This window comes from Mesorhizobium sp. M8A.F.Ca.ET.021.01.1.1, from assembly GCF_003998025.1.
Lineage (GTDB): Bacteria > Pseudomonadota > Alphaproteobacteria > Rhizobiales > Rhizobiaceae > Mesorhizobium.
In genome coordinates this window covers 1-24,996 of the sequence record NZ_RZSJ01000018.1, presented here as the reverse complement: position 1 = coordinate 24,996, position 24,996 = coordinate 1, and the positions used below count along the sequence as shown (strand labels likewise).

Sequence of the window (24,996 nt, the reverse complement as noted above, 5' to 3'; positions counted from 1 at the left end):
CTTCGGGGTAGCCGTTCAGCGCCCGGCTAACCGTGGTCTGCGAAAGCGCCAGCATATGCGCAAGTTGCTTGAGGTTCACGAGAGGCCTCCCCGCCTCAAAGCGCTTTTAGATTGAATCGACCCAACTACCGTCCGCGACGCGGCCATATCGCAGAGACCATAAGCGTGCCGGGGCTGGGTTTGAAACAAGAATTGCTGTCGCATTGCCAAAAAAGTATGTTGCGACGCACTTTTTCGAGCCCTGGCTGCAGGCAATTAAATCGATTAGTCCGCAGGCCCTCTTGACTCCTGATCGATTCAATGGCGAGATCGGCGAAGCCAAAGCGCTTTGGAAGACTCTTCGAAAGGTTGCGGTTCCCTTGCGACTGAGTCACAGTCCTGCGGCGTCGGCGGGCGGAATGGAGGTTCCGTCCGGTGAGTGTGTGACCCACTGGGAGGAATACCGATGAAGAAAATGCTTTTGCTGGGTGTTGCGTCTGCCGCATTCGCCCTGAGCGCGCCCGCGCATGCCGAACTGAAGTTCAAGCCGGGCGAGGACAAGCGCTTCAACTGGGCGAATTACGAAGATCTCAAGAAAGTCGACCTCAAGGGCGAGACTCTGTCGATCTTCGGACCGTGGCGTGGCGAGGACGAGACGCTTGTGCGGTCGGTACTCGATTATTTCTCCGAAGCCACCGGCGCGGAGGTCAAATATTCCTCGTCCGAGAATTACGAGCAGCAGATCGTCATCGACACCCAGGCCGGCAGCCCGCCCAACATCGCCGTGCTGCCGCAGCCGGGCCTCATCCAGGACCTTGCTTCCAAGGGCGTGCTGACCCCGCTGGGCGACGACGTCGCGGCTTGGGTCAAGGAGAATTACGCCGCCGGCGACTCCTGGGCCAAGCTCGGCACCTACAACGGCAAGGACGGCAAGCCGGGCTTCTATGCCTTTCCCTACAAGATCGACGTGAAGGGGCTGGTCTGGTACTCGCCCGACAATTTCGAGGAAGCCGGCTACAAGGTGCCGAAGACGCAGGAAGAACTGGCGGAGCTCGAAAAGAAGATCATCGCCGATGGCGGCAAGCCGTGGTGCATCGGGCTTGGTTCGGGCGGCGCGACGGGCTGGCCGGCGACCGACTGGGTCGAGGACATCATGCTGCGCACGCAGCCGCCCGAAGTCTACGACAAGTGGGTGAAGAACGAGATCCCGTTCACCGATCCGGCGGTGGTCAACGCCATCGACATCTTCGGCAAGATCGCCACCGACGACAAGATGGTGGACGGCGGCGCCAAGGCAGTCGCGGCGACCGACTTCCGCGACAGCCCGAAGGGACTCTTCACCGTGCCGCCGAAGTGCTACATGCACCATCAGGCATCGTTCATCCCCTCCTTCTTCCCGGAGGGCGTGAAGCTCGGCCAGGATGCGGACTTCTTCCCCTACCCGCCTTACGCCTCCAAGCCGGAACTGGGAACGCCGCTGGAAGTGGCCGGAACGCTGGTGATGATCACCAAGGATTCCAAGGCGTCGCGCGAATTCATCAAATTCCTGCAGATGCCGCTCGCGCATGAATTGTGGATGGCGCAGAAGAGCTTCGTCACCCCCTTCAAGGGAGCCAACAAGGACGCCTATGGCAGCGATGCGCTGAAGAAGCAGGGCGAGATCCTGGTCGGCGCCACGACGGTGCGCTTCGACGGCTCCGACCTGATGCCCGGCAAGGTCGGTGCCGGCTCGTTCTGGACCGGCATGATCGACCTGGTCGGCGGCAAGTCCGCCCAGGATGTCGCCACCGACATCCAGAAGAGCTGGGACGCTATCAAATAGCGGGGCGACCTAACACCTTCCAATCCTCCTGCTGGATCCGGGCCACGGCCCGGATCCGACCGGCAGTGCTCGCCGGAAGCCTTCACGTTTCGATTGTTCCGAATAACTGAAAGTCGGTGCATCCGATCGCCAGCATCGCTGGCCGGTCATGCGCAGGGAGAGGGACCCATGGCGACTCAGATTTTCTCGGCAATATTCGTCATCATCATCGGCGTCGGCGGCTGCGTCGCCTATTTCTGGGGCGCCAACAAACTGCTCGATTTGATCTTCCCCTCGCGCGGGGTGTCCGGGACGGCCGCCGTTAACAATCTGCGCCGGCAGGGATTGGTGCGGCCCTGGCTGTTCGTGGGTCCGGCGCTGATCATCCTGACCATCTACCTGATCTATCCGGTGATCGCGACGCTGTGGCTGTCTTTCTTCGACCGCGGCGGCACGAGTTTCGTCGGGTTCGCCAACTACGAATGGGCGCTGCGCGATCCGGATCTGCGAAACGCGATCATGAACAACATCCTGTGGCTGGCGGTGGTGCCGGCGGCCTGCACCTTCCTCGGCCTGATCATCGCCGTGCTTACCGACAAGATATGGTGGGGCACGATCGCCAAGAGCCTGATCTTCCTGCCGCTGGCCATCTCCTTCGTCGGCGCCAGCGTGATCTGGAAGTTCATCTACGAATATCGTGGCGACGGCCAGATCCAGATCGGCCTGCTCAACGCCATCATCCAGCATTTCGGCGGTCAGCCGCAAGTCTGGATATCGCTGCCGTTCTGGAACAACTTCTTCCTGATGATCATCCTGATCTGGATCCAGACCGGTTTCGCCATGGTCATCCTGTCCTCGGCGCTGCGCGGCATCCCCGAAGAAACGCTGGAAGCCGCCGTCATAGACGGCGCCAACCCGTTCCAGATCTTCTGGAAGATCATGGTGCCGCAGATCTGGGGCACCATCGCGGTGGTGTGGACCACCATCACCATCCTGGTGCTGAAGGTGTTCGACATCGTCTTGACCATGACCAACGGCCAATGGAACAGCCAGGTGCTGGCCAATCTGATGTTCGACTGGATGTTCCGCGGCGGCGGCGACTTCGGCCGCGGCGCGACCATTGCCATCATCATCATGATCGCGGTCATTCCGATCATGATCTGGAACATCCGCCAGGCCAACAAAGAGACGGGAGGGCACTGATATGGCCGTGGCGACCGGAAATTCCTTCGCAAGCCGTTTCGGCGTCCATATCGCGGTGCTCGTCTTCGTGGCGATCTGGACCATCCCCACGCTCGGCATCCTCGTCTCGTCGCTGCGCGACAAGGACCAGATCGTCGCCTCGGGCTGGTGGAATTCGTTCGCCAGTTCCAGCCAGACCGAGGCCGGGCGCCTGCCGGCCGCCTCGGCGCAGACCCAGAAGGACGGCAAGTTCGTCCTCGAGGGCAACATTTTCGGCGACGGCGTCAAGCGCAACATCAGCGCCTTCGGCGTCAAGGCAGCAGCACCTACACAATATCCGGCCGGCACATCAGCCGACCTCGGTGACGGCGTGACCCTGCAGGTCAATGCCGACGGCAGCTTCGTCATGGCATCGCCCAAGGCCTTCGAAGGCGATCGCGGCCAGCGCGTCTACTACGCCTCGTCGGCGCCGCCGAAATTCACCACCGACAACTACCAGACCGTGCTGTTCTCCGAAGGCATCGGCCGCTCCTTCATGAATTCGCTGACGGTCACCATCCCGGCGACCGTGATCCCGATCCTGATCGCGGCCTTTGCCGCCTACGCGCTGGCCTGGATGCGGTTTCCCGGACGCGCCTTGCTGATAGCGGTCATCATCGGCCTTCTGGTGGTGCCGCTGCAGATGTCGCTGATCCCGCTGCTCAGGCTCTACAACGGCGTCGGCACTTTCTTCGGCGTGCCGTCCAAGACCTATCTCGGCATCTGGCTGGCGCATACCGGCTTCGGCCTGCCCTTCGCCATCTACCTGTTGCGCAGCTATATCGCCGGCCTGCCGCGCGAGATCATGGAATCGGCGCGCATCGACGGCGCCAGCGATTTCGAGATCTTCGTCAAGATCGTGCTGCCGCTGTCCTTCCCGGTGCTTGCCTCCTTCGCCATTTTCCAATTCCTGTGGGTATGGAACGATCTGCTGGTGGCAATGGTTTTCCTCGGAACGGCGCCCGATCAGATCGTGCTGACGGCCAAGCTCAATGCGCTGCTCGGCTCGCGCGGCGGCAACTGGGAGATCCTGACGACATCGGCCTTCATCACCATCATCGTGCCGCTGATCGTCTTCTTCTCGCTGCAGCGCTATTTCGTCCGCGGGCTGCTGGCCGGCTCGGTGAAAGGAGGTTGAGACAATGCAATCGGCTTTGAAGGCGACTTCGAAACCAGACCCCGCCATCGACCGCGACTGGTGGCGGGGCGCGGTGATCTATCAGATCTATCCACGCAGCTTTCAGGACTCCAATGGCGACGGCATCGGCGACCTCAAAGGCATCATCGGCAGGCTGCCCTACATTGCCGCCCTTGGCGCGGATGCCATCTGGATCTCGCCTTTCTTCAAATCGCCGATGAAGGATTTCGGCTACGACGTCTCGGATTATTGCGACGTCGACCCGATGTTCGGCACGCTGGCGGATTTCGACGCACTGACGGCGGAGGCGCACCGGCTGGGCCTCAAGGTGATGATCGACGAGGTGCTGTCGCATACCGCCGACATCCATCCTTGGTTCAAGGAAAGCCGCTCGAGCCGCGTCAATCCGAAGGCCGACTGGTATGTCTGGGCGGACGCAAGGCCCGACGGCACGCCGCCCAACAACTGGCTGTCGATCTTCGGCGGCTCGGCCTGGCAATGGGACACCAGCCGCCAGCAATACTACCTGCACAATTTCCTGGCCGAGCAGCCCGACCTCAACTTCCACAACGCGGAAGTCCAGGACGCGCTGCTCGACGTCACCCGCTTCTGGCTGGAGCGCGGCGTCGACGGCTTCCGCCTCGACACCATCAATTTCTACTTCCACAGCCAGGGGCTGGAAAACACCCCGCCGCTGCCACCGGAAGAGCGCAACGACCAGACCGCACCGGCGGTCAATCCCTACAACTACCAGGATCATATCTACGACAAGAGCCGGCCGGAGAACCTCGCCTTCCTCGAGCGTTTCCGGGCGCTGCTCGACGAGTATCCGGCGACCGCCGCGGTCGGCGAAGTCGGCGATTCGCAGCGCGGGCTGGACGTGGTCGCCGCCTATACAGCGGGCGGCAAGCGCGTGCATATGTGCTATTCCTTCGACTTCCTGGCGCCGGAAAAGATCAGCGCCGCCAAGGTCCGCTCGGTGCTGGAGGCTTTTGGCGAGGTGGCCAGCGACGGCTGGTCGTGCTGGGCGTTTTCCAACCATGACGTGATGCGCCCGGCCTCGCGCTGGGCCGCCGGCGAAGCCGACCCGACCGCTTATCTCAAGGTTATCTCGGCATTGCTGATGTCGCTGCGCGGCTCGGTCTGCATCTACCAGGGCGAAGAACTCGGGCTCGGCGAGGCCGACCTGCGCTTCGAGGACCTGCAGGACCCCTACGGCATCCGCTTCTGGCCGGAATTCAAGGGCCGCGACGGCTGCCGCACACCCATGGTGTGGGACGGCAATGCCAGCAATGGCGGCTTCTCCCAGGCAAAGCCCTGGCTGCCGGTGCCGGCCAGCCACCTGTCACAGGCGGTCAACGTGCAGCAAGGTGACGAAACCTCGCTGCTTGAGCATTACCGGCGCTTTCTCGCCTTCCGCCGCGCCCATCCGGCATTGGCCAAGGGCGACATCAGCTTCATCGAAAGCCAGGGCGACACCGTCGCCTTCACCCGCCGGGCGGGCAATGAGGAGATCGTCTGCGTCTTCAATCTGGGCGCTGCGCCAGCGAAGGTTGACCTCGGCAACCGAACCCTGCAACCTTTGGCGGGACACGGATTTTCCGGGCAGGCAAGCACCGGTACGGTCGAACTCGGCGGTTACGGCGTCTGGTTCGGGCGCATAGGCTGAACATCTGAGGAACCACTGGGAGGAAATCAATGGCCGATGTCAATTTGAGACAAGTGAAGAAGTCCTACGGCAATCTCAACATTCTCCACGGCATCGACCTCGACATCAAATCAGGCGAATTCATCGTCTTCGTCGGCCCGTCGGGCTGCGGCAAGTCGACCTTGCTGCGCTCGATCGCCGGGCTTGAGGAAATCACCTCGGGCGAACTCAAGATCGACGGCCAGGTGGTCAACGACGTGCCGCCATCGAAGCGCGGCATCGCCATGGTGTTCCAGTCCTACGCGCTCTATCCGCACATGACAGTCTACGACAACATGGCCTTCTCGATGAAGATCGGCAAGGAAAGCAAGGCCGAGATCGACAAACGGGTGCGGCAGGCCGCCGAAATCCTGCAGCTGACCAAATATCTCGACCGCCTGCCCAAGGCGATGTCGGGCGGCCAGCGTCAGCGTGTCGCCATCGGCCGCGCCATCGTGCGCAATCCAAAAGTGTTCCTGTTCGACGAACCGCTGTCGAACCTTGACGCGGCACTGCGCGTCGCCACGCGTATCGAGATCGCCAAGCTCAAGGAATCGATGCCCAACACGACCATGATCTATGTCACCCACGACCAGGTCGAGGCGATGACGCTGGCCGACCGCATCGTGGTGCTAAAGGATGGCCACATCGAGCAGGTCGGCACGCCCATGGAGCTCTACAAGAACCCCGGCAACCTATTCGTCGCCCAGTTCATCGGCTCGCCGGCCATGAACATCCTGCCGGCCACGGTCGACAAGACGGGCAATCCGACCATCATCAGCCATGTCGGCGGCCGCAAGGCGACGGTGCCGATCGCGACGCCTGCTTCGGCAAAGGGAGCGGCGGTCAGCTTCGGCGTGCGGCCGGAAGATCTCGCGATCGCCAGTGGTGCGGACTATCTGTTCGAGGGGACGGTCGATTATGTCGAGCAACTCGGCGAGGTTCAGTTGGTCTATATCGACATCGGCCGGGCCGACCTGCCGCTGGTGACCAAGCTGCCGGGCAATGTCGAGATCAAGCGCGGCTCGACGCTGCAGTTGACCGCCAATGCCGGCGACCTTCATATCTTCGATGCGGATGGACGGTCGTTCGCGCTGCACGAAGCGGAAGCAAAAGCCGCCTGAGGCCAGCCATGTCTCGACAACAAAAAAAGAGAGCAGCGGGCTGGCCCGCCGCTCTCTTTTTATACATCACGACGGCTGGTTAGTTGTTGCCGAAGAGATTGCGGTCTGCGCCGTGAGGGGCGGACTTCTGCACGTCGCCGGACGAGTTGAGCAGCTTGTAGATGGGTGAGTCGCTGTTGCGGACCGAACCCGTATGCGACGTATCGACATTGACGGTCGACGATGCAGTGGGCTGATTGGCGCCATTGGAGCCATAGTTGTCACTGCCGGCGAAAGCGCTGCCGGAGAGGGCCAGAACGGCGGCGGCAGCAATGAGGATCTTGTTCATTTCCAATACTCCTAACGTCTTGAATTCCACGAGTGGCGAGCGAGCCCGCCACTCGCAACAGGCGTCAACGGCCGAAGAGGTTGCGATCGCTACCCGGCCGGGCAGGCGCCTCGGTGGCCGGAGCCGACTTGCCGATCGATGCGGTGTTCGCGTTGTCGGTCGACGTGACAGCCGCCTGGTTGGCACCGCTCGAACCGTAGTTGTCGCTGCCGGCAAAGGCGCTGCCGGAGAGGGCCAGGACGGCGGCGGCGGCAATGAGGATCTTGTTCATTTTAGGTACTCCTGAATTTGTGGCATCCACCCCGCGCGGCAGGGTCGCCCCGCCGCAAGCCGGGGATCGGCTGTTAGTTGTTGCCGAAGAGATTGTGGTCGGCGCCCTGGGCAGGCGTCTGAGCAGCCGGCTCCGACTTGCTGGTCGAAGCGGTGTACGAGCTGTCGACAGTGGCAGCGGGGGTGGCGGCGTTCGAACCGTAATGGTCGCTACCAGCGAAGGCGCTGCCGGAAATGGCCAGAAGGGCGGCGGCAGTGAGAACAATCTTTTTCATTTTGGGTACTCCAGTATTTTTCCGTCCGTCTAGCGGCGTGTCTTGGGATTAAAATCGCGTCGTTCGGACCGCCCCGATGTGGGAGAGCACCTCTGCTGTTTCCAATCACGAAGTTGTTCAGCGTGGACCATGACTCTACCACTTGAAATTGTACCAGTGATTTCCACATCTGTTATTTTCTGTCGTTATATCAATCAGTTAGCTAAAAATGACACCCCGATCACCAACTGTATCGGAGGCTCGGCGTTCACCCCGTCCTGCACGCACCGTCAACAGAAACGAACCGTTCGGTTCGATTTTAGAATCTGCTAATAGTCACTTTTCGAAACTGTTAACCTTTTCGCCCCCGGCAAAGGGGTCGAAAAACGGTGCCGGCGCGCCTGGCGACAGAAGGCGATTTGATGATGCGACCCCTGTCACGACGTTCCAGCATGCGTGTCGCGCCGCATGGATGCGATGTCGCTTTCATGCCGATGTCGCAAACCCTGCCGTGATTAGATCAGGCATCTCAGGTGCCGCTGCGTGACGACGGAGCGGAGAATTGGGAAGCCGGTCAGATTCCGGCGCTGCCCCCGCAACGGTGGTGGAGTTCAAGTCGCAACGGGAGACCACTGGGCGTAAGCCTGGGAAGGTGTCGCGATGGTCCGTAAGGACGACTCCAGAGCCCGGAAACCAGCCCGAGATGGCTAGAACTCGACTGATCGCGGTGGGCGGTCAAGAGGCGGATGGTGTTTGTCCGGCTTTGCGCCGATCTGCGTCCAGTCCTTCCTCAATCACCACCAGTTCAGTCCTTGAAAATGAGGACAGGACATGGACGCGCGCAACGACATGCTGAGGCTCTTGAACAGCCGCAGACAAGGCTTTTCGCTGGAACAGCCTTTTTACACCGACCCGGACTACTTCAAGCTCGACATGGAGCTGATCTGGTATCGCGACTGGCTGTTCATCGGCCATGATTGCGAATTGCCCAAGCCGGGCAGCTTCATCACCGTGCAGGTCGGCGACTATCCTATCGTGCTGGTGCGCGATCAGCAGGGCAAGATCAACGCCTTCCACAATTCCTGCCGCCATCGCGGCAGCCGCGTCTGCAACAGCGACAAGGGCATGGCCGCCAAACTGGTCTGTCCCTATCACCAGTGGACCTATGAGCTGGACGGGCGTCTGCTGTTCGCCCGCCAGATGGCCGAGGGGTTCGACAAGAGCCAGTTCGGGCTGAAGCCGGTCGCCTGCGAAAGCGTCGCCGGTTATGTCTTCATCTGCCTGGCCAAGGAGCCGGCCGACTTCGCGCCGATGCGGGCGATGATCGAGCCCTATCTCAAGCCGCACCGGCTCAGCGAGGCCAAGATCGCCTTCGAGAGCACGATCATCGAGAAGGGCAATTGGAAGCTGGTCTGGGAAAACAACCGCGAATGCTATCATTGCGCGGGCAATCATCCCGAACTGTGCAAGACGTTCCCGGAAGCACCGACGGTGACCGGCGTACAAGGCGCCGATAGCGATCCGGAGATGCTGGCGCACTGGGCGAAATGCGAAGCTGTTGGCCTGCCCAGCAAATTCCGCATCGACCCGGCCGGGCAATACCGCGCCACCCGCGCGCCGCTGCTGCGCGATGCCCAGAGCTACACGATGACCGGCAAGCGGGCGGTGCGGAAGGACCTGTCCGACAGCGTCTCGGCCGACCGCATCGGCACGCTGATGCACTATCACTACCCGACGACCTGGAACCACATCCTCGTTGATCATGCCGTCACCTTCCGCGTGCTGCCGGTCAGCGCCACCGAAACGGCGGTGACGACGAAGTGGTTGGTGCACAAGGACGCGGTCGAGGGTGTCGACTACGATCTCGCCGAACTCACCTATGTCTGGACCGAGACCAACGACCAGGATCGCCGCATCGTCGAGGAGAACGCTTTCGGTATCCTGTCGCCGGCCTATGAACCCGGCCCGTATTCGGAGCTGCATGAAGGCGGCGTCATCCAGTTCGTCGACTGGTATGCCCGCTTCATCGGTCCGCGCCTGGCCGAAGGCGGGCGGCCGACGCTGCGCAGCGTCGCCTAGCGCATGTCACCCAAAAGTGTGCAGCGGTTTTGGGATCACGACATCCGCAAAATGAAAGGTATGCAGGGATGAATGCGATGACCGACCTTGGCCTCTATCGCCATCTCGACCAGATGGCGCCGTGGAACGACAGGCTGCAGGTGCTGGAAGTGACCGGTGTCAGCGACGAGGCGCCCGACGTCAAGACCTTCACCTTCCGGTCCGACAACCAGACCTGGTTCCGCTACAAGCCGGGCCAGTTCGTGACGCTGGAACTGCCGACGCCGGATGGGCCGCTGATGCGCACCTACACGCTGTCGTCGTCGCCGTCGCGGCCGTTCTCGATCGCGGTGACGGTGAAGGCGCAGGCGGGCAGCATCGGCACACGCTGGATGTTCGATCACCTGGCGCCCGGCTCGCACGTCAAGGCCTATGGACCGGGCGGCGACTTTTCACTGCACAGCCATCCGGCGGCGAAATATCTGTTCGTCTCGGCCGGCTCTGGCGTGACGCCGATGATGTCGATGCTGCGCTGGCTGAACGACTGTGCGCCATGGACCGATGTCGGTTTCGTCAACTGCGCGCGGCGCCCGGAAGAAATCATCTTCCGCAAGGAACTCGAACTGCTCGGGGGCCACATGCCTGGCCTGTCGCTCGGCTTCATGATCGAGGAACGGTCGAGCCGCGAGGGCTGGTACGGCCATATGGGCCGCATCGACGCCATCCGGCTGCCGCTCCTGGCACCCGATTTCCGCGAACGCGAAATCTTCTGCTGTGGGCCCGATCCCTTCATGCGCGCCGTGCGCGGCATGCTCGAAGCCGCCGGCTTCGACATGGCAAAGTACCATCAGGAAAGCTTTGCCGCGCCGACCGTGGACGAAGTCCCGGCACCGTTTGCCGCGCCGGCTGAAGACGGCGCGGCAATTTCCGTCGAAGCCGCGACGCCGATCCGCTTCGCGCTTTCGGATGTCGACGCCGACTGCGTCGCCGGCCAGACCGTGCTGCAGACCGCGCGCGCCTCGGGCGTGCGGATACCGGCGGCCTGCGAATTCGGCCTGTGCGGAACTTGCAAGGTGAAGAAAGTCTCCGGCAGCGTCGAGATGAGCCACAATGGCGGCATCCTCGATCATGAGATCGACGACGGCTTCATCCTGGCCTGTTGTTCCAAGCCATTGTCGGCGCTGGAAATCGAGGCTTGATCCGCCCGTCCTTCGACTGATCCCGGAAATGTCGGCGCCTTGCCGGCAAAGGTTACCTTGCCAAGGAACGACCGAAAGTCTACAGGCGTTGTCGGTGGAAGCGGTCCTGCTGGCGGGCAGGGATGTAAAGCGGGGCAACAATGAAGCATGAATCCCATGCCTATGCGGTTGCGAGCCGGGATATCGTTTTCGAATCCTTCGATGGCGAGGCCGTGGTGCTCAACCTTGCCAATGGCAAATATTTCGGCTTCTCCGATTCCGGCAGCAAGGCGTGGCAGGTGCTTTCGTCCGGAGCGGACGCCCAGGCTCTGATCGGGCTGGCCGCGGGCGGCTCGACAATAAGCCAGGCCGAACTCGAACACTTCATATCGCAGCTGCTCGAACTGGGTTTGCTGGTGCGTTCGGAAGCGGCGGCGCAGCCACTGCCGGGCGAATTGCAAGCCGAGCTTGCCGCCACCAGCGAGCCGCTCAATGTCAGCATCCACGACGACCTCGCGGACCTGATCGTCGTTGATCCCATCCATGAGGTCGAGGAACCCCTTGGCTGGCCGGCGGTCAAGCAGGCTTCCTGATCGGCCGGCCGCAGCCGTGATGGAAGGCGCTTGATGCCGCGCGTCACGCTCGAAACTCTGCCGGACTACGCCCGGTATCTCATCGCCTCCGCTGAAGGCGCTGCCTCGCGCTATCCGACCATCCGGCGGGTTCGGCTGCCCGGGCTGGAACTGGCCGTGCATCTGGGTCACGGTGTGCTCGCCGACGCCCTGAGCCATGCATTTGTCGAGGCCGCTCACGATCAGCCGGAACCGTCCACCTGCCGCATCTTCATCGCTCATCCCGGCATCGACGGCATCCCGGAGCCGGCGCGATGGGGCGACGCGCATTTCACCGAGCACGGTTTTGCCAAACGGCTCGCCGAAGCCGGGTTGCGCGGGCACTATTTCCACGACCTGGATTTCTGGCAGATCTACGATCCGCAACGTTGCGTTGGCGTACAGCTGATGGCCTCGGCCGATGCCTTTCCGCCCTGGGAGCCGGGGGCACCGCTGCGCGCCTTCCTGCATTGGGAATACGCCGCGCGAGGCATGCGGCTGACCCATGCCGGCACGCTCGGCATCGATGGCAAGGGTATTCTCCTTGCCGGCTCGGGTGGAGCCGGCAAATCCGGCACCGTCGCCGCTGGCCTGCTCAACGGACTAGACAGTGTCGGCGACGACTATGTGCTGATCGATCTCGCCGGAGGCGTGACCGCGCGGCCCCTTTTCTCGACGCTGAAGCAGGACGCGCGAGGTTTCACGCGGCTGGGCCTGCAAAGGCGGCTAACGGCGCAAGGCCCGCTGAACTGGCAGGGCAAGCACATGTTTCACGTCGATGAGATCGCGCCTGGGCCGGTGCCCGCGATGCTGGACATCGTTGCGCTGATGGTGCCACATATTAGCGGTGGCGGAGCAAGTTCGATCATGCCGGTGTCGCGCAGGGATGCCATGATTGCCTTGGCGCCGTCCGGCATCGCACAGATGCCGGGCGAACGCGAAAGCGGCTTTCGCTTCTTCAGCGAATTGACGCGCCGCCTGCCGTGCTTTCGTTTGTCCCTCGGCACCGACCCGGCGGAGATCGCCGGCACGATCGAGGACGTCCTGACACGAGGCGCCCGGTGAAGCTCAGCGTGATCATGCCTGTGTACAATCGCGAGCGCTACGTCGTCCCGGCGCTGCGCTCGTTGATCAGGCAGCGCGCTGACGCCGGCTTCGACATCATCGTCATCGACGATGGCTCCACGGACGCCTCGGTGGAGGCAGTACGGTCGACGATGCGCGAGGCGCCCTGCATCCGCCTGTTTCTGCAACCCAATATGGGTGTCGCGAGGGCGCGCAATGCCGGGCTGAGACGGTTGCCGCCGGATGCCGGATTTGTGTCGTTCCTCGATTCCGACGACATCTCGCTTGCCGGGCGCTTCAAGGCGGATCTGGCTTGCTTCGAGACGGACCCGGGCCTTGACCTGACCTACTCCCTGATGACCCTGGCAGAGCAGATAGACGATGACACGATGGAGCCGGTAGCGGGCAGCCGCACTGTAACGCTGCGCGGCATTTCAATGAGCACCGGACCGTTCAGCCGGGCGCTTGTCGATCGCATAGGCTGTTTCGACGAGGAATTCGACCAGTGCGAGGACACTGACTATCTGCTGCGCATCTTCGAAACGGGTCCGAATTACCGTCTTCTGGAGACCGTCGCGATCTACTACAGGCGCCACGCCGGCAATATCACCCGGAAGCGCGAGGCCCGGCTCCGCGACCACATGCGGGCGATCCACAAATTGATCCGGCGACGCCGGGCGAACCCGTCCCTGCGTGAGATTCCCGGCATTTTCGAGCTCAAGAGCACGCCCGACTGGCGGGTGTTTTGATGCGGGATATCTCGCGATCAAAACGGGTGGTGCAGCAGCGGCCGCGAGGCCGAGGATGAGGCTGAGCGTGATCATGCCGGTCTACAATCGCGAGGCCTATGTCGGCGCCGCGCTGCGCTCGCTGCTCAGGCAAGCCGACGCCGCCGATCTCGACATCATCGTCATCGACGACGGTTCGACCGACGGCTCGGTCGAGGCCGTGCGCGCGATGATGGATGATCATTCCTGCATCCGGCTGTTCCGGCAAGACAACATGGGGGTGACCCGAGCGCGCAACAGCGGGCTCAGGCAGCTCAAGCCCGAGGCGGAACTGGTGTCGTTCCTCGATTCGGACGACATCTCGCCAGCGGGGCGCTTCGGAGCCGATGTCGAGCTTTTCCGGAAGAATCCCGATCTCGACCTGACCTATTCGAGGATGATGCTGGTCGACAAAATCGATGATGGGACCTTGGAGCCCATGGCGGACAGCAACAGCATCACGGTTCGCGGCATTCACCTGTCGGCGGCGATCTTCGCGCGCCGCCTCGTCGCGCGCATAGGCGATTTCGACGAGGATTTCGTCCAGGCCGAAGATACCGACTACCTGCTGCGCGGTTTTGAGATCGGCCCCAGATACGTGCTTCCCGACACGGTCGCGCTCTATTACAGACGGCATGCGGGCAATATGACGAGGCAAGAGGACGTCCAGTCGCGGGAATTCCTGCGCGCTATCTATAAATCCATGAAGCGGCGCAAGGCCGACCCGTCGCTGCGGCCGATCGAAGGGATCTTCGAGCTCGACAAACTGTCAGATTGGCGTGCCCTGTGATGGACGGATACGGCGTCGTCATACCGGCCTTCAACGCCAGCGGCACCATCGCAGAGACGCTGCGATCGGTTGCGGCGCAGACGGTGCGGCCGGAGCTGGTGGTGATCGTCGACGACGGATCAACCGACGATCTCGCCGCGGCGATCGGCGGAACAGACCTGCCGCTGCAATTGCTGCGCCAGGCAAATGCCGGACCGGGCAGCGCCACGACCAGAGGCATCGCCGCGCTGTCAACGCCGTTCATCGCGACGCTCGACGCCGACGACCTTTGGCTGCCGACCAAGATCGAGGATCAGCTTGCATATCTGCAAGGATTGCCCGGCACATCGGGCGTCTTCTGCCATTTGCGAAACTTCCGCAATGACCGGCCCGATGCACCCGAGGACGCGGTCGTGCCCGGCTGGTCGCGGACCACGATGCTGATCCGGCGCGAGGCCGCCGAGACCGTCGGACCCGTCGTCGATCCGCCGGGCGGTCGCGGCGAAATGATCGACTGGATCGCGCGGGCACGCGAGGCGAGCCTTGCCCTCGACATGATGGAAGAGGTGCTGGCGCTGCGCCGCATCAGGCCCGGCAGCCTGTCGTACGGACGCGATGCGACGCGCGACCGCGGCTATCTCGAAGTGGCGCGGCTGGCCATGCTGCGACGGGTCCGAAACAAGACCGGCGCGGACTGATGGCGCGCATCCGCCGCATCAGCCGCCGTTTCCCGGACTATGGCTGGCCCTGGCCGACGGGCGGGCTCGACCAGTTGCTCAAGGCCGCGCTTCTTGCCGACGACGACGCGGCCGCCGGTTGCGCGATGGAGTGGCTGAGCGCCAACGACATCGATCTCGTCTCCTTCAGGGAGCATCGGCTGCTTGCCGCCATCTGCGACCGGTTCGGCCGGAAATTGGCCGGCCATTCCGCCTATCCACGTCTTGTCGGTCTGCAAAAGATGCTGTGGACCAAGTCGCGCATGGCGATGCGCGAGGCCGAACCGGCGCTGCAGGCGATGACGGACGCCGGATGCCTGGTGATGCTGATCAAGGGCGCCAGTCGCATTGCCTTGGACGCGTCGGCGCAGCGTGGCCGGGTGGCGCACGACATCGACATATTGGTGCGGCCGCAGGACATGGGAACGGCGTTCGACGTGCTGCGCGACCGCGACTGGCAGATCGCCACCGGGGTGAGCCCGCAATATCTGAGGACAAGACTGGCGTCGTTGCGGTCGATGAACTTCTTCAAGGGCAATTATGGCGACATCGACCTGCACCAGCTTGCCTATGACGGTTCCCAGCAAAGCGATGAGGACGACCAGGCGATCTGGCGGCGGGCGGCGGCGGCCGAATTCAGTGGTGTCGGCGTGCTGGTGCCGTCGCCGGCGGACCGCATCGCGCTGGCCATCGCGCATGGCGGGCTCGACGCCCACACGCACAGCGATTGGCTGGTCGATTGCGCGGTAGCCATTCGCGTCGGCGACGTCGACTGGGACGTGTTCCTCGACGTTGTCGCCAGGCGTGGCCTTGCCGTTGCCGCAGCGGTGGCGCTCTCCTATCTCGCGCTCGAAATAGGCGTGGCGGCGCCGGACAGGGTGCTGGCGCGCCTGCTTGAGATGGCCGACCGTACAGGCCTTTCGCGCTGGTCGGCCATGCTGCAAGCCAAGCCACGGACCGACTTCGGCAGGCTGGTCTGGTTGTCGCGCGGCTTTGCCAAGCAGTTGCGTCTGCGACGCAAGAGCGGCCGGCTTCGGCAGGAGCCGCCCGCCAGGGCATGGCGCGGAAAAGCATGGCGCGACGGGCCGGCCCGTCGCGAGCAGCCGGAAGCACCGTCGCCCCTGGTGTTCTCGCAGACCATACCTTGCCCGCCGACGGCAGGGGAGATGATGCTGGACATCACGGTCAGGATCAGCGTTCCGCCGGTCCGGCGCCGTATCGAAATGGAGATCAACCGGGGTGACGACCACGTCGCGCGTCTGCGTGCGATGGCCATCAGCCGGTCCGGTGGGGAAAGGGTGCTGCGCTTTCGCGGCAAGGTTACAGTCGACGGCCGGCAGCATGCCCTGACGCTGGAGGCGCGGCCGTCGCGGCAATTCCGCCAATGGGATGACCAGGCGACGGTCGCCGCCTATGGCGCATTGCCTTTCCATCTGGTCTCGGCGACCTTTTCGCCGCTGCGCTGAGATATCGGAGTTCACCCGCCAGGGTCGCGATGGCGGCACGAGCGGATCGAGCCCGATGGACACCCCGCGGAAGAGAGCCGAGGGCACGGCAATGGTTCACCGTGGCGATGATATCCGGCCGTCAGCTATCGTCGAGGTCACGCGTTCGCGAGCCCGTATGTCGGCAAGCATCCATGCCGACAGCGACAAGGGCACCAACACGCCGATGCCAAGCCCGATGCCGTTCACCAGATGAGCGATGGCAGGATAGAGCCAGACGAGCGCCAGGAAAATCCGGGGCATGCTGGCGCGCCTCGAAAACAGGTAGGCGACGGCAACGGCGAGACCGACGGTGTCGTAGCTGTAGCCGTACGGCGTCGCGACCGTTGCCAGCACGGCGGTGAGGACCACTCTTTCGCCATGCACGACCTGCCGCCGTGGCAACCAGACCCAGATGGCGGCGCAGATTGCGCCAATGGTCGCAGCGGCTTGCATCGCATAGGCCACTGTCAGCCCGGCGCCGCATGCGCGCGCCAGGAAGAACATGGTTGCGGCATTGGCCTGGTAGGGTTGCGGATAGGGTGCCTCCAGGATCGCCGTCATCAGGGGGCGGGTTTCGGTCCAGAACAGATGCCAGACGTCGAATCCGAGTGAGAGCCCGGTCAAAATGAACAGCGCCGCCGATGACAGAGCCGCTGCGGCGATGGCACGCCAGTTGCCGCTGGCCAGCAGGCAGAACGGCACCAGAATGCCCAGATGCGGCTTGATCGTCAGCAGACCGAACAGCAGCCCGGCCAGGATTGGCCGCTTCGGCGCCACCGCCAGTCCGCCAATGAGAAGAGCGGTGGTCAGGGCGCCGTTCTGGCCGAAGATGGCGTTGACGAAGACGGCTGGACACACAAGGACGGCCGCTTCGGCCAGCGTGCCCAGTTTCAGCGGCCGCACCGCCAGCCACAGGCAGAAGACGGTGCCGAAAGTCCAGATGAAATAGGCCGCAAAGATCGGCAGCAGCGCGAGCGGCGCACCGAAGATCAGGATGCTGGGCGGGTAGCTCCATTCCTGGTTGGGAAGATCGGGCGAAAACATCCGCCGCAAGGCCGCGCGATAGCTGTCGACGTCAAACAGCCAGGCTACATGGCCGTCGAGCGCCATGCGTCCGCCGGCCCACAGATTGGTGAAATCCCAATAAGGCAGCCGGTCGCTGAGTTCGGAGAAGCCGTGCTCGTCGAAGGTCCACAAGGCAAGATGGTAGCGCAGCCCGATCAGGATTCCGGTGCACAGCACAAGTGCCGCGAACCGAAAATCGGCTCGATTGCGGGCAGTCTGATCGGCCTGTGCCATTGCGCTGTTTCCAAGACCCTGTCCGCCTTGATAAGCGACGCGCGTTAAGATCGGCTTATGTGGAGGTCTCGCCGGGCTTCGTCACCCGCCGCAGCGTCAGATTGATCCTGCCGCCGTTCTTGAGCAGCGCGGAGGTCGAAGGGTAGATGCGGTCGACGCCATGGAAGGCAAGACGGCCCTCGCCGCCAAGCACGACGACATCGCCGCTTTTCAGCCTGAACGATTTGGTAGCGCCATCGCGCGTTGTCTGGCCGACCCTGAACAGACAGTCGTCGCCCAGCGAGACAGAGACGACGGGAGCCGAGAAATCGGCCTCGTCGCGATCCTGATGCAGGCCCATCTTTGCGTCGGGCGTGTAGAAATTGATCAGGCAGGCCTCCGGTGGATTCGGATAGCCCGACACCTGCCGCCACAGGTCGAGCAGGCTGTCGGGGATAGGCGGCCATGGCTCTCCGGTCAGCGGATGCGTCGGCTGGTAGCGATAGCCGCGTTCCTTGTCGGTGACCCAACCGAGCGGACCGCAATTTGTCATGCGCACGCTCATCTCCTTGCCGGTCCGCGGCATGGCCGGCACGAACAACGGCGCTTGCTGGACGATGCTCCTCACCTCCTCGACCAGCGTCTCCTGGACGGCGCGGGACAGATGGGCCGGCATGTGGCGGACGCCTTTGGGCAGAACGAGCATGGACTGGTTCACCTTGCTAATGTTCGGAGCCGCAAGATGCCACCATCACAGGCAGAGGGCGACCCGAAAGCCGTCGTCGTTTTTCACTGAAATTGCCCGGGCAGAACGCGCGGTGAATTCGTTTGCCCGATTGGCCAAAGGCGGTTGACGGGCACGATTGGCGTGCTGCTTAATCGTTCTCCACCCGACCGCGCAGCCTCTTCACTGTCGATCGCCCGGCCTTGGTCTTGAGCCGCCGCTCAACCGCGCCTTTCGACGGCCGCGTCTTCTTGCGCGGCGGCGGCGGTGGTTCGGCGGCCTTGGCGACCAGTGCCGTGAGCCTGGCCCGCGCATCGGCGCGGTTCTGTTCCTGGGTACGGAAGCGTCCGGCCTCGATGACGATGACACCGTCCTTGGTGGCGCGCTGGCCGGCAAGTTTTATGGTCCGCTCGCGCACACGGTCCGACAGGCCCTCGGCGTTCTGCGCGTCGAAGCGAAGCTGCACCGCCGTCGCCACCTTGTTGACGTTCTGGCCGCCGGGACCGGACGAGCGGATGAAATCCTCGTGCAAGTCGCCCGGGTGGATCACGGCCTCGCCTGAGATGATGATGTCGTCGTCGATCGGCATGCCGCAGTCATGGCGCGGCGGACCGAAAAAGAAAAGGCCCGATCGAAACCGGGCCTTCACTGGTGCCACGCGGCAATGATGCTGAGCGGCTTGGCGATTACTCCGCCGCTTCCTGCATGCGAGGTGCTGCCCCCAGCACCACGGCGTCGACATGGCTTTCGAATTTCTCGAAATTGACGGCGAACATGCCGACCAGCCTTGCCGCCTGCCGGTCGTAGGCCGCCTTGTCCGCCCAGGTTGAGCGCGGGTCGAGAATGGCGCTGTCGACGCCCGGCGCCGCCACCGGCACCTCGAAGCCGAAATTGGCGTCGGTGCGGAAAGCGCCTGCCTTCAGCGAGCCGTCGAGGGCGGCAGCGAGCAGCGCGCGCGTCGCCTTGATCGGCATACGCTTGCCGGTGCCATGCGCGCCGCCGGTCCAGCCGGTGTTGACCAGCCAGCAATCGGCGCCATGGCGGGCAATAAGTTCGCGCAGAAGGTTGCCATATTCCGACGGATGGCGCGGCATGAAGGGCGCGCCGAAACAGGTCGAGAAGGTCGCCTCGGGCTCGGTGACGCCTTTTTCGGTTCCGGCGACCTTGGCCGTGTAGCCGGAGAGGAAATGATACATGGCCTGCGCCGGCGTCAGCCGGGCGATCGGCGGCATCACGCCGAAAGCGTCGGCGGTCAGCATGATGATGTTCTTCGGATGACTGGCGCGCCCGGTCTTCGAGGCGTTGGGGATGAAGTCGAGCGGATAGGCACAGCGTGTGTTTTCGGTGAGCCTGCCGTCATTGAAATCCGGCACTGCGTCGGCATCTAGCACGACATTTTCCAGCACCGTGCCAAAGCGTTGCGTGGTGGCGAAGATCTCCGGCTCGGCTTCCACCGACAGCTTGATCGTCTTGGCGTAGCAGCCGCCTTCGAAATTGAAGATGCCGTGCGGGCCCCAGCCATGCTCGTCGTCGCCGATCAATGTGCGGGACGGATCGGCCGACAGCGTCGTCTTGCCGGTGCCCGACAGGCCGAAGAAGATGGCGGCATCGCCGGCCGGTCCTTCATTGGCCGAGCAGTGCATCGGCATCACGCCCTTCTCCGGCAGGAGGTAGTTGAGCATGGTGAATACCGACTTCTTCATCTCGCCCGCATAGGAGGTACCGCCGATCAGCACGATCTTGCGCGTCAGGTCGACGGCGATCACCGTTTCGGTGCGGCTGCCATGGCGGACGGAATCGGCGCGGAAGGACGGCAGGTCGATGATCGTCATGCCGGGCACGAACTGTTCGAGTTCGGCCGCGTCGGGACGGATGAGCAGGTTGCGGATGAACAGCGAGTGCCAGGCAAATTCGGTGATCACCCTGGTGGGCAGCTTGAGCTCCTCGTCGGCGCCGCCGACCAGATCCTGTACATAGAGATCCTTGTCCTCGGCGTGGGCCTGGAAATCGGCGAGCAAGACGTCGAATTGAGCGGGCGAGATCGCCTTGTTGTTGTCCCACCAGACATGCGGCTCGGTGGCGCCGTCGCGAACGACGAACTTGTCCTTGGGCGAGCGGCCAGTGTGCTGGCCGGTCTCGGCGACGAGCGCGCCATGGGCGGTCAGCCGGGCTTCGCCGCGCCGGATCGCTTCCTCATAGAGGGCGGCCGCGCCGAAATTGTAGCGCACCATGCCGGAGGTTTTCAGACCGATACGATCGATCGCGCAGGCACGATTGCGTTTGCCGATTTCCGACATTGGAGACCTTTCTCAAGATTTGCCGCATCCTTGCCGGCGTATTTCCGGCACACCCGCCAAGCAGGCCAGGATGGTCAGAACCAGAAAAGCCAAATGATATCAAATCATTAATCGATTTAAATATTTTGAAAGTTGTTTAAATCGTTTATATATGCGAAAAGTTTCGTGGTTGCCCAAAGGATTGGCGATGTTCGTTCGTCCAATCCGTGTCGAGGTTGAATTGTGGCCGGCGGCACCCTGCTCGTGACAGCGGACAAGGCCTACGCCACATTTTGTACCTAATTTGTCCTGCAAAAGCCCCTTCTCTACGAAAGAAGGGACAGCTCATGAGGGAGCCGCTTGAAATGGCAACAATCGCGCTTGTCGATGACGACCGCAACATTCTGACGTCGGTGTCGATCGCCCTCGAATCCGAGGGATATCGTGTCGAGACCTACACGGATGGTGCGTCCGCGCTGGAAGGCCTGGCGGCGCGGCCGCCGAATCTCGCCATCCTCGACATCAAGATGCCGCGCATGGACGGCATGGAGCTTCTGCGCCGGATGCGCCAGAAATCCGACCTGCCGGTGATCTTCCTGACCTCCAAGGACGATGAGATCGATGAATTGTTCGGTCTCAAGATGGGCGCCGACGACTTCATCCGCAAACCGTTCTCGCAGCGCCTGCTGGTCGAGCGGGTGCGCGCCGTATTGCGCCGGGCCAGTGCCCGCGAGGCCGCGGCAAAAGCGCCCAGCCAGCAGGCTCGCTCGCTCGAACGCGGCCAACTCGTCATGGATCAGGAGCGCCATACCTGCACCTGGAAGGGCGAGCCGGTAACGCTCACCGTCACCGAGTTCCTGATCCTGCATTCGCTGGCGCAACGCCCCGGCGTGGTAAAAAGCCGTGATGCGCTGATGGATTCGGCCTATGATGAGCAGGTCTATGTCGACGACCGCACGATCGACAGCCACATCAAGCGGCTGCGCAAGAAGTTCAAGGCCGTCGACGACGACTTTGAAATGATCGAAACCCTTTACGGAGTCGGATACCGGTTCCGCGAAGCGTAAAGCCTAGGCAGGAGCTGCTATTCGATGGCAGTGGAAGCACAACGAAGCAGACCGGCGGCCGCTGCCAGGCGGCCGTCGCGCATCATGCCGTCCTTCGTGTCGAAATTCACGGTGCCTATGCGCCGATTCCTCGGCCACCATATCTTTTCCAGCCTGACGCGGCGTATCCTCTTCCTCAATCTCGCCGGGCTGGCGGTGCTCGTCACCGGCATCCTCTACCTCAACACCTTCCGCGACGGTCTGATCGACGCGCGCGTCGAAAGCCTGATGACGCAGGGCGAGATCATCGCCGGCGCCATCGCGGCGTCGGCGACGGTCGAGACGGATTCGATCAGCATCGACCCGGAAAAGCTGCTCGAGCTGCAGGCCGGCGAAAGCCTGGGACCTGGCTCGGACCAGCTCGACAATCTGGATTTTCCGATCAACCCAGAGCGCGTGGCGCCGGTGCTGCGGCGGCTGATCTCGCCGACCCGCACCCGCGCCCGCATTTATGACCGCGACGCCAACCTGCTGCTCGATTCACGCCATCTCTATTCGCGCGGCCAGATCCTGCGCTACGACCTGCCGCCGGTCGAAGAGGAAGAACCCGACCTTGTCGAGCGCGTCCAGAAATTCATCTTCGACTTCTTCCGCAACACCGACCTGCCGGTCTATCACGAGCAGCCGGGCGGCAACGGCGCCGCCTTTCCGGAGGTGGTCAAGGCGCTGACCGGCAGCCCGTCGACCATCGTGCGTGTCTCGGAACAGGGCGAGCAGATCGTCTCGGTGGCGGTGCCGATCCAGCGTTTTCGCGCCGTTCTCGGTGTGCTGATGCTGTCGACCGAAGGCGGCGATATCGACAAGATCGTCGCCGCCGAACGCAAGGCGATCCTGCGCGTCTTCGGCATCGCGGCGCTCGTCACCGCCATCCTGTCGATGCTTTTGGCCTCCACCATCGCCAACCCGCTGCGCCGGCTGTCGGCGGCGGCCGTGCGGGTGCGCCGCGGCGTCAAGAGCCGCGAGGAAATCCCCGACTTTTCCGACCGCCAGGACGAGATCGGCAATCTGTCGATAGCCGTGCGCGACATGACCAACGCGCTCTATGCGCGCATCGAGGCGATCGAGAGTTTCGCCGCCGATGTTTCGCATGAGCTGAAGAACCCGCTGACGTCGCTGCGCAGCGCCGTCGAGACGTTGCCCCTGGCGAAAAATGATACCTCGCGCGCACGTCTGATGGAGATCATCCAGCATGACGTCAAACGGCTGGACCGCCTCATCACCGACATTTCCGATGCCTCCCGCCTCGACGCCGAACTGGCGCGCGAGGACGCGGGAACCGTCGACCTGAAGAAATTCGTCACCGACCTCGTCGCTGTTTCGCGTGAAACGACGCGCAACAAGAAGGCGGTCGAGATCGAGCTCAAGGTTGCCAAGCTGCCACAGGGCGCCAAGGGCTATGTCGTCGTCGGCCATGACTTGCGCATCGGCCAGGTCATCACCAACCTGATCGAGAACGCCCGCTCCTTCGTGCCCGAGGATCATGGCCACATCAGCCTGTCTCTGGCGCGCGCCGGCAAGTTCAACATCCTGACCGTCGACGACAATGGGCCCGGCATCCGCGCCGACACGATCGACCGCATCTTCGAACGCTTCTACACCGACCGGCCGGCCGGCGAGGCGTTCGGCCAGAATTCGGGGCTTGGCCTGTCGATCTCCAGGCAGATCGTCGAGGCCCATGGCGGCACGCTGACCGCCGAAAACATTCCCGGCACCAAGCCCGGCGAGATCAAGGGCGCACGCTTCGTCGTGACGCTGCCGGCCGAGGGATGACCTTGGCCCTGATATAACCATGCCCGAAGCCGCCGAGCAGCCTGAAAACATCCACGGAACCGCGATCCTGGTCGGCGATCGCGGCGTCCTCATCACCGGCCCGTCCGGGGCCGGCAAGACGACACTGGCGCTGACGCTCCTGGACCATTGCCGGGCGCGCGCGCTGTTCTCGCGGCTGATCGGCGACGACAGGCTGCTTGCCTCGGCACACGCCGGGCGACTGGTCTGCCGCGTGCCGCCGACCATCGCCGGTCTCGCCGAGGTGCCTGGGTTCATGCCGCGCCCGCTACCATTCGAGCCGGGCGGCGTGATCGACCTGCATGTGCGGCTTGTGCCGAAGGCGGAAATGGCCCGTTTCCAGGAGGAACTCAGTGAGCCGGTCGCAGGCTGCCCGGTGCCGCGTATCGACCTTGCGGAGCGCAACGCCGCCACGGCCTTGCCGGCCATCATGGCGCGGCTGTCGATCGCGCCTTTTCTATGATCCGCCCTGGGTTTTTTGCTGCAATGCGTCAAAATGGCATGGGCCGGCGCAATTTTGGGCTTGTCAACGGGCCGCGCGTCGACAAGATAGCGCTCCCGCCGCCTGGATTGGCTGGCGAGCATAAAATGCGCCTGTGAAGCGGCGATGACGGGAGCCACCAAAGAATGATCGGACTCGTGCTTGTAACGCACGGTCAACTGGCCACCGAGTTCCGACATGCCGTCGAACATGTCGTCGGGCCACAAGACAATTTCGAAACCGTGGCGATCGGTGCCGACGACGATATGGAGCAGCGTCGCCGCGACATCGTCGACGCGGTCGCCCGTGTCGATACAGGGGCAGGTGTGATCGTGCTGACCGACATGTTCGGCGGCACGCCATCCAACCTGGCCATCTCGGTGATGGAGTCCGGCCGCACCGAAGTGATCGCCGGCATGAACCTGCCGATGCTGATCAAGCTGTCGTCGATCCGCAAGGGCGACAACATGGCGGCGGCGCTCGATGAAGCGCAGGCCGCGGGCCGCAAATACATCAATGTCGCCAGCCAGCTTCTGAGCAGCAAATGAACGCGATATTCCCGGAAAAAGACCAGATCGTCCGGGAGTTTCCGATCGTCAACCAGCGCGGCCTGCATGCGCGCGCCTCGGCGAAATTCGTCCAGCTCGCCAGCGGCTTCAACGCCTCTGTCCATGTCGAGAAGGACGGCGTCCAGGTCGGCGGCACGTCGATCATGGGCCTGATGATGCTGGCCGCCAGCCCGGGATACTCGATCCGCGTCACCGCCAGCGGCCCGGAGGCGCTCGAGGTCATGGATGCGCTGGAGCAGCTTGTCGCCTCCCGTTTCGGCGAAGAGTGCTGACCCCGAAATCAGCCCTCCGGGACATGCACGAATAAAGATTTCTTTATAT

General features: G+C 63.1%; 25 protein-coding genes and 1 riboswitch. Of the genes, 18 read left to right on the top strand and 7 right to left on the bottom strand.

What is annotated here, in order from left to right:
• Positions 1 to 445: 445 nt before the first annotated feature.
• The 5 genes from EOA36_RS03760 to ugpC all read left to right on the top strand — a co-directional run bounded on the left by EOA36_RS03760 (position 446) and on the right by ugpC (position 6,950).
• Entirely contained in the window at positions 446 to 1,801 is a 1,356-nt protein-coding gene (locus EOA36_RS03760) for an ABC transporter substrate-binding protein (RefSeq protein WP_127275672.1), read from the top strand.
• 168 nt (positions 1,802 to 1,969) lie between these two features.
• Entirely contained in the window at positions 1,970 to 2,983 is a 1,014-nt protein-coding gene (locus tag EOA36_RS03755; protein ID WP_127275671.1) for a sugar ABC transporter permease, read from the top strand.
• 1 nt (position 2,984) lies between these two features.
• Positions 2,985 to 4,139 (top strand): carbohydrate ABC transporter permease, encoded by a 1,155-nt coding sequence (locus tag EOA36_RS03750; RefSeq protein ID WP_127275670.1) that lies wholly within the window; start codon positions 2,985 to 2,987, stop codon positions 4,137 to 4,139.
• 4 nt (positions 4,140 to 4,143) lie between these two features.
• Complete coding sequence (locus EOA36_RS03745) at positions 4,144 to 5,808, top strand: alpha-glucosidase (protein ID WP_127275669.1); 1,665 nt, start codon at positions 4,144 to 4,146, stop codon at positions 5,806 to 5,808.
• A 29-nt stretch (positions 5,809 to 5,837) separates the two neighbouring features.
• Positions 5,838 to 6,950: a sn-glycerol-3-phosphate ABC transporter ATP-binding protein UgpC gene (ugpC, locus tag EOA36_RS03740; RefSeq protein WP_127275668.1), complete on the top strand. Its 1,113-nt coding sequence runs from the start codon at positions 5,838 to 5,840 to the stop codon at positions 6,948 to 6,950.
• A 79-nt stretch (positions 6,951 to 7,029) separates the two neighbouring features.
• Here ugpC and EOA36_RS03735 read toward each other — a convergent pair whose 3' ends face one another.
• From EOA36_RS03735 to EOA36_RS03725, 3 genes are all read right to left on the bottom strand, one after another.
• Complete coding sequence (locus EOA36_RS03735; RefSeq protein WP_127275667.1) at positions 7,030 to 7,278, bottom strand: DUF680 domain-containing protein; 249 nt, start codon at positions 7,276 to 7,278, stop codon at positions 7,030 to 7,032.
• A 64-nt stretch (positions 7,279 to 7,342) separates the two neighbouring features.
• Complete coding sequence (locus EOA36_RS03730) at positions 7,343 to 7,549, bottom strand: DUF680 domain-containing protein (protein WP_127275666.1); 207 nt, start codon at positions 7,547 to 7,549, stop codon at positions 7,343 to 7,345.
• Positions 7,550 to 7,622: 73 nt separating this feature from the next.
• A complete protein-coding gene (locus EOA36_RS03725) occupies positions 7,623 to 7,823 on the bottom strand; it encodes a DUF680 domain-containing protein (protein WP_127275665.1) in 201 nt (66 codons plus the stop codon).
• A gap of 493 nt (positions 7,824 to 8,316) precedes the next feature.
• A riboswitch (cobalamin riboswitch) is annotated at positions 8,317 to 8,519 on the top strand.
• A gap of 114 nt (positions 8,520 to 8,633) precedes the next feature.
• Here EOA36_RS03725 and EOA36_RS03720 point away from each other — a divergent pair.
• The 8 genes from EOA36_RS03720 to EOA36_RS03685 all read left to right on the top strand — a co-directional run bounded on the left by EOA36_RS03720 (position 8,634) and on the right by EOA36_RS03685 (position 16,432).
• Entirely contained in the window at positions 8,634 to 9,881 is a 1,248-nt protein-coding gene (locus tag EOA36_RS03720) for an aromatic ring-hydroxylating dioxygenase subunit alpha (protein WP_127275664.1), read from the top strand.
• Positions 9,882 to 9,958: 77 nt separating this feature from the next.
• Positions 9,959 to 11,059 carry a hybrid-cluster NAD(P)-dependent oxidoreductase gene (locus tag EOA36_RS03715; RefSeq protein WP_127275663.1) on the top strand — a complete coding sequence of 367 codons (1,101 nt, stop codon included), beginning with the start codon at positions 9,959 to 9,961 and terminating at the stop codon, positions 11,057 to 11,059.
• Between the two features lie 140 nt (positions 11,060 to 11,199).
• Positions 11,200 to 11,631, top strand: a complete 432-nt coding sequence (locus EOA36_RS03710; RefSeq protein WP_127275662.1) for a PqqD family protein — start codon at positions 11,200 to 11,202, stop codon at positions 11,629 to 11,631.
• Between the two features lie 33 nt (positions 11,632 to 11,664).
• Positions 11,665 to 12,714: a serine kinase gene (locus EOA36_RS03705; RefSeq protein ID WP_127275661.1), complete on the top strand. Its 1,050-nt coding sequence runs from the start codon at positions 11,665 to 11,667 to the stop codon at positions 12,712 to 12,714.
• Positions 12,711 to 13,463 carry a glycosyltransferase family A protein gene (locus EOA36_RS03700; protein WP_189553114.1) on the top strand — a complete coding sequence of 251 codons (753 nt, stop codon included), beginning with the start codon at positions 12,711 to 12,713 and terminating at the stop codon, positions 13,461 to 13,463. Before EOA36_RS03705 ends, EOA36_RS03700 begins: the two co-directional genes overlap by 4 nt.
• 55 nt (positions 13,464 to 13,518) lie before the next feature.
• Positions 13,519 to 14,271 (top strand): glycosyltransferase, encoded by a 753-nt coding sequence (locus EOA36_RS03695; RefSeq protein WP_127275660.1) that lies wholly within the window; start codon positions 13,519 to 13,521, stop codon positions 14,269 to 14,271.
• Complete coding sequence (locus EOA36_RS03690) at positions 14,271 to 14,948, top strand: glycosyltransferase family A protein (RefSeq protein WP_127275659.1); 678 nt, start codon at positions 14,271 to 14,273, stop codon at positions 14,946 to 14,948. Before EOA36_RS03695 ends, EOA36_RS03690 begins: the two co-directional genes overlap by 1 nt.
• Positions 14,948 to 16,432 carry a nucleotidyltransferase family protein gene (locus EOA36_RS03685; RefSeq protein WP_167531525.1) on the top strand — a complete coding sequence of 495 codons (1,485 nt, stop codon included), beginning with the start codon at positions 14,948 to 14,950 and terminating at the stop codon, positions 16,430 to 16,432. The genes EOA36_RS03690 and EOA36_RS03685 overlap by 1 nt, the downstream gene beginning before the upstream one ends.
• 96 nt (positions 16,433 to 16,528) lie before the next feature.
• Here EOA36_RS03685 and EOA36_RS03680 read toward each other — a convergent pair whose 3' ends face one another.
• The 4 genes from EOA36_RS03680 to EOA36_RS03665 form a co-directional block, all read right to left on the bottom strand.
• Positions 16,529 to 17,752 (bottom strand): glycosyltransferase family 87 protein, encoded by a 1,224-nt coding sequence (locus tag EOA36_RS03680; RefSeq protein ID WP_127275657.1) that lies wholly within the window; start codon positions 17,750 to 17,752, stop codon positions 16,529 to 16,531.
• Positions 17,753 to 17,807: 55 nt separating this feature from the next.
• The gene (locus EOA36_RS03675) at positions 17,808 to 18,437 is read right to left on the bottom strand and encodes an alpha-ketoglutarate-dependent dioxygenase AlkB (protein ID WP_127275656.1); all 630 of its coding nucleotides are present in this window, start codon (positions 18,435 to 18,437) and stop codon (positions 17,808 to 17,810) included.
• 169 nt (positions 18,438 to 18,606) lie between these two features.
• Positions 18,607 to 19,044, bottom strand: coding sequence for an alternative ribosome rescue aminoacyl-tRNA hydrolase ArfB (gene arfB / locus EOA36_RS03670; RefSeq protein ID WP_127275655.1), 438 nt, complete (start codon positions 19,042 to 19,044; stop codon positions 18,607 to 18,609).
• A 97-nt stretch (positions 19,045 to 19,141) separates the two neighbouring features.
• Entirely contained in the window at positions 19,142 to 20,752 is a 1,611-nt protein-coding gene (locus EOA36_RS03665; protein ID WP_127275654.1) for a phosphoenolpyruvate carboxykinase, read from the bottom strand.
• Positions 20,753 to 21,096: 344 nt separating this feature from the next.
• On the opposite strand from EOA36_RS03665, the gene EOA36_RS03660 reads away from it, so the two are divergent.
• From EOA36_RS03660 to EOA36_RS03635, 5 genes are all read left to right on the top strand, one after another.
• Positions 21,097 to 21,798, top strand: a complete 702-nt coding sequence (locus EOA36_RS03660) for a response regulator transcription factor (protein WP_010912942.1) — start codon at positions 21,097 to 21,099, stop codon at positions 21,796 to 21,798.
• A 24-nt stretch (positions 21,799 to 21,822) separates the two neighbouring features.
• A complete protein-coding gene (locus tag EOA36_RS03655; protein WP_127275653.1) occupies positions 21,823 to 23,607 on the top strand; it encodes a sensor histidine kinase in 1,785 nt (594 codons plus the stop codon).
• Between the two features lie 19 nt (positions 23,608 to 23,626).
• Positions 23,627 to 24,088, top strand: coding sequence for an HPr kinase/phosphorylase (locus EOA36_RS03650; RefSeq protein WP_127275652.1), 462 nt, complete (start codon positions 23,627 to 23,629; stop codon positions 24,086 to 24,088).
• Positions 24,089 to 24,252: 164 nt separating this feature from the next.
• The gene (locus EOA36_RS03640) at positions 24,253 to 24,654 is read left to right on the top strand and encodes a PTS sugar transporter subunit IIA (RefSeq protein ID WP_010912939.1); all 402 of its coding nucleotides are present in this window, start codon (positions 24,253 to 24,255) and stop codon (positions 24,652 to 24,654) included.
• Positions 24,651 to 24,947, top strand: coding sequence for an HPr family phosphocarrier protein (locus tag EOA36_RS03635; protein WP_127275650.1), 297 nt, complete (start codon positions 24,651 to 24,653; stop codon positions 24,945 to 24,947). The genes EOA36_RS03640 and EOA36_RS03635 overlap by 4 nt, the downstream gene beginning before the upstream one ends.
• Positions 24,948 to 24,996 lie beyond the last annotated feature (49 nt).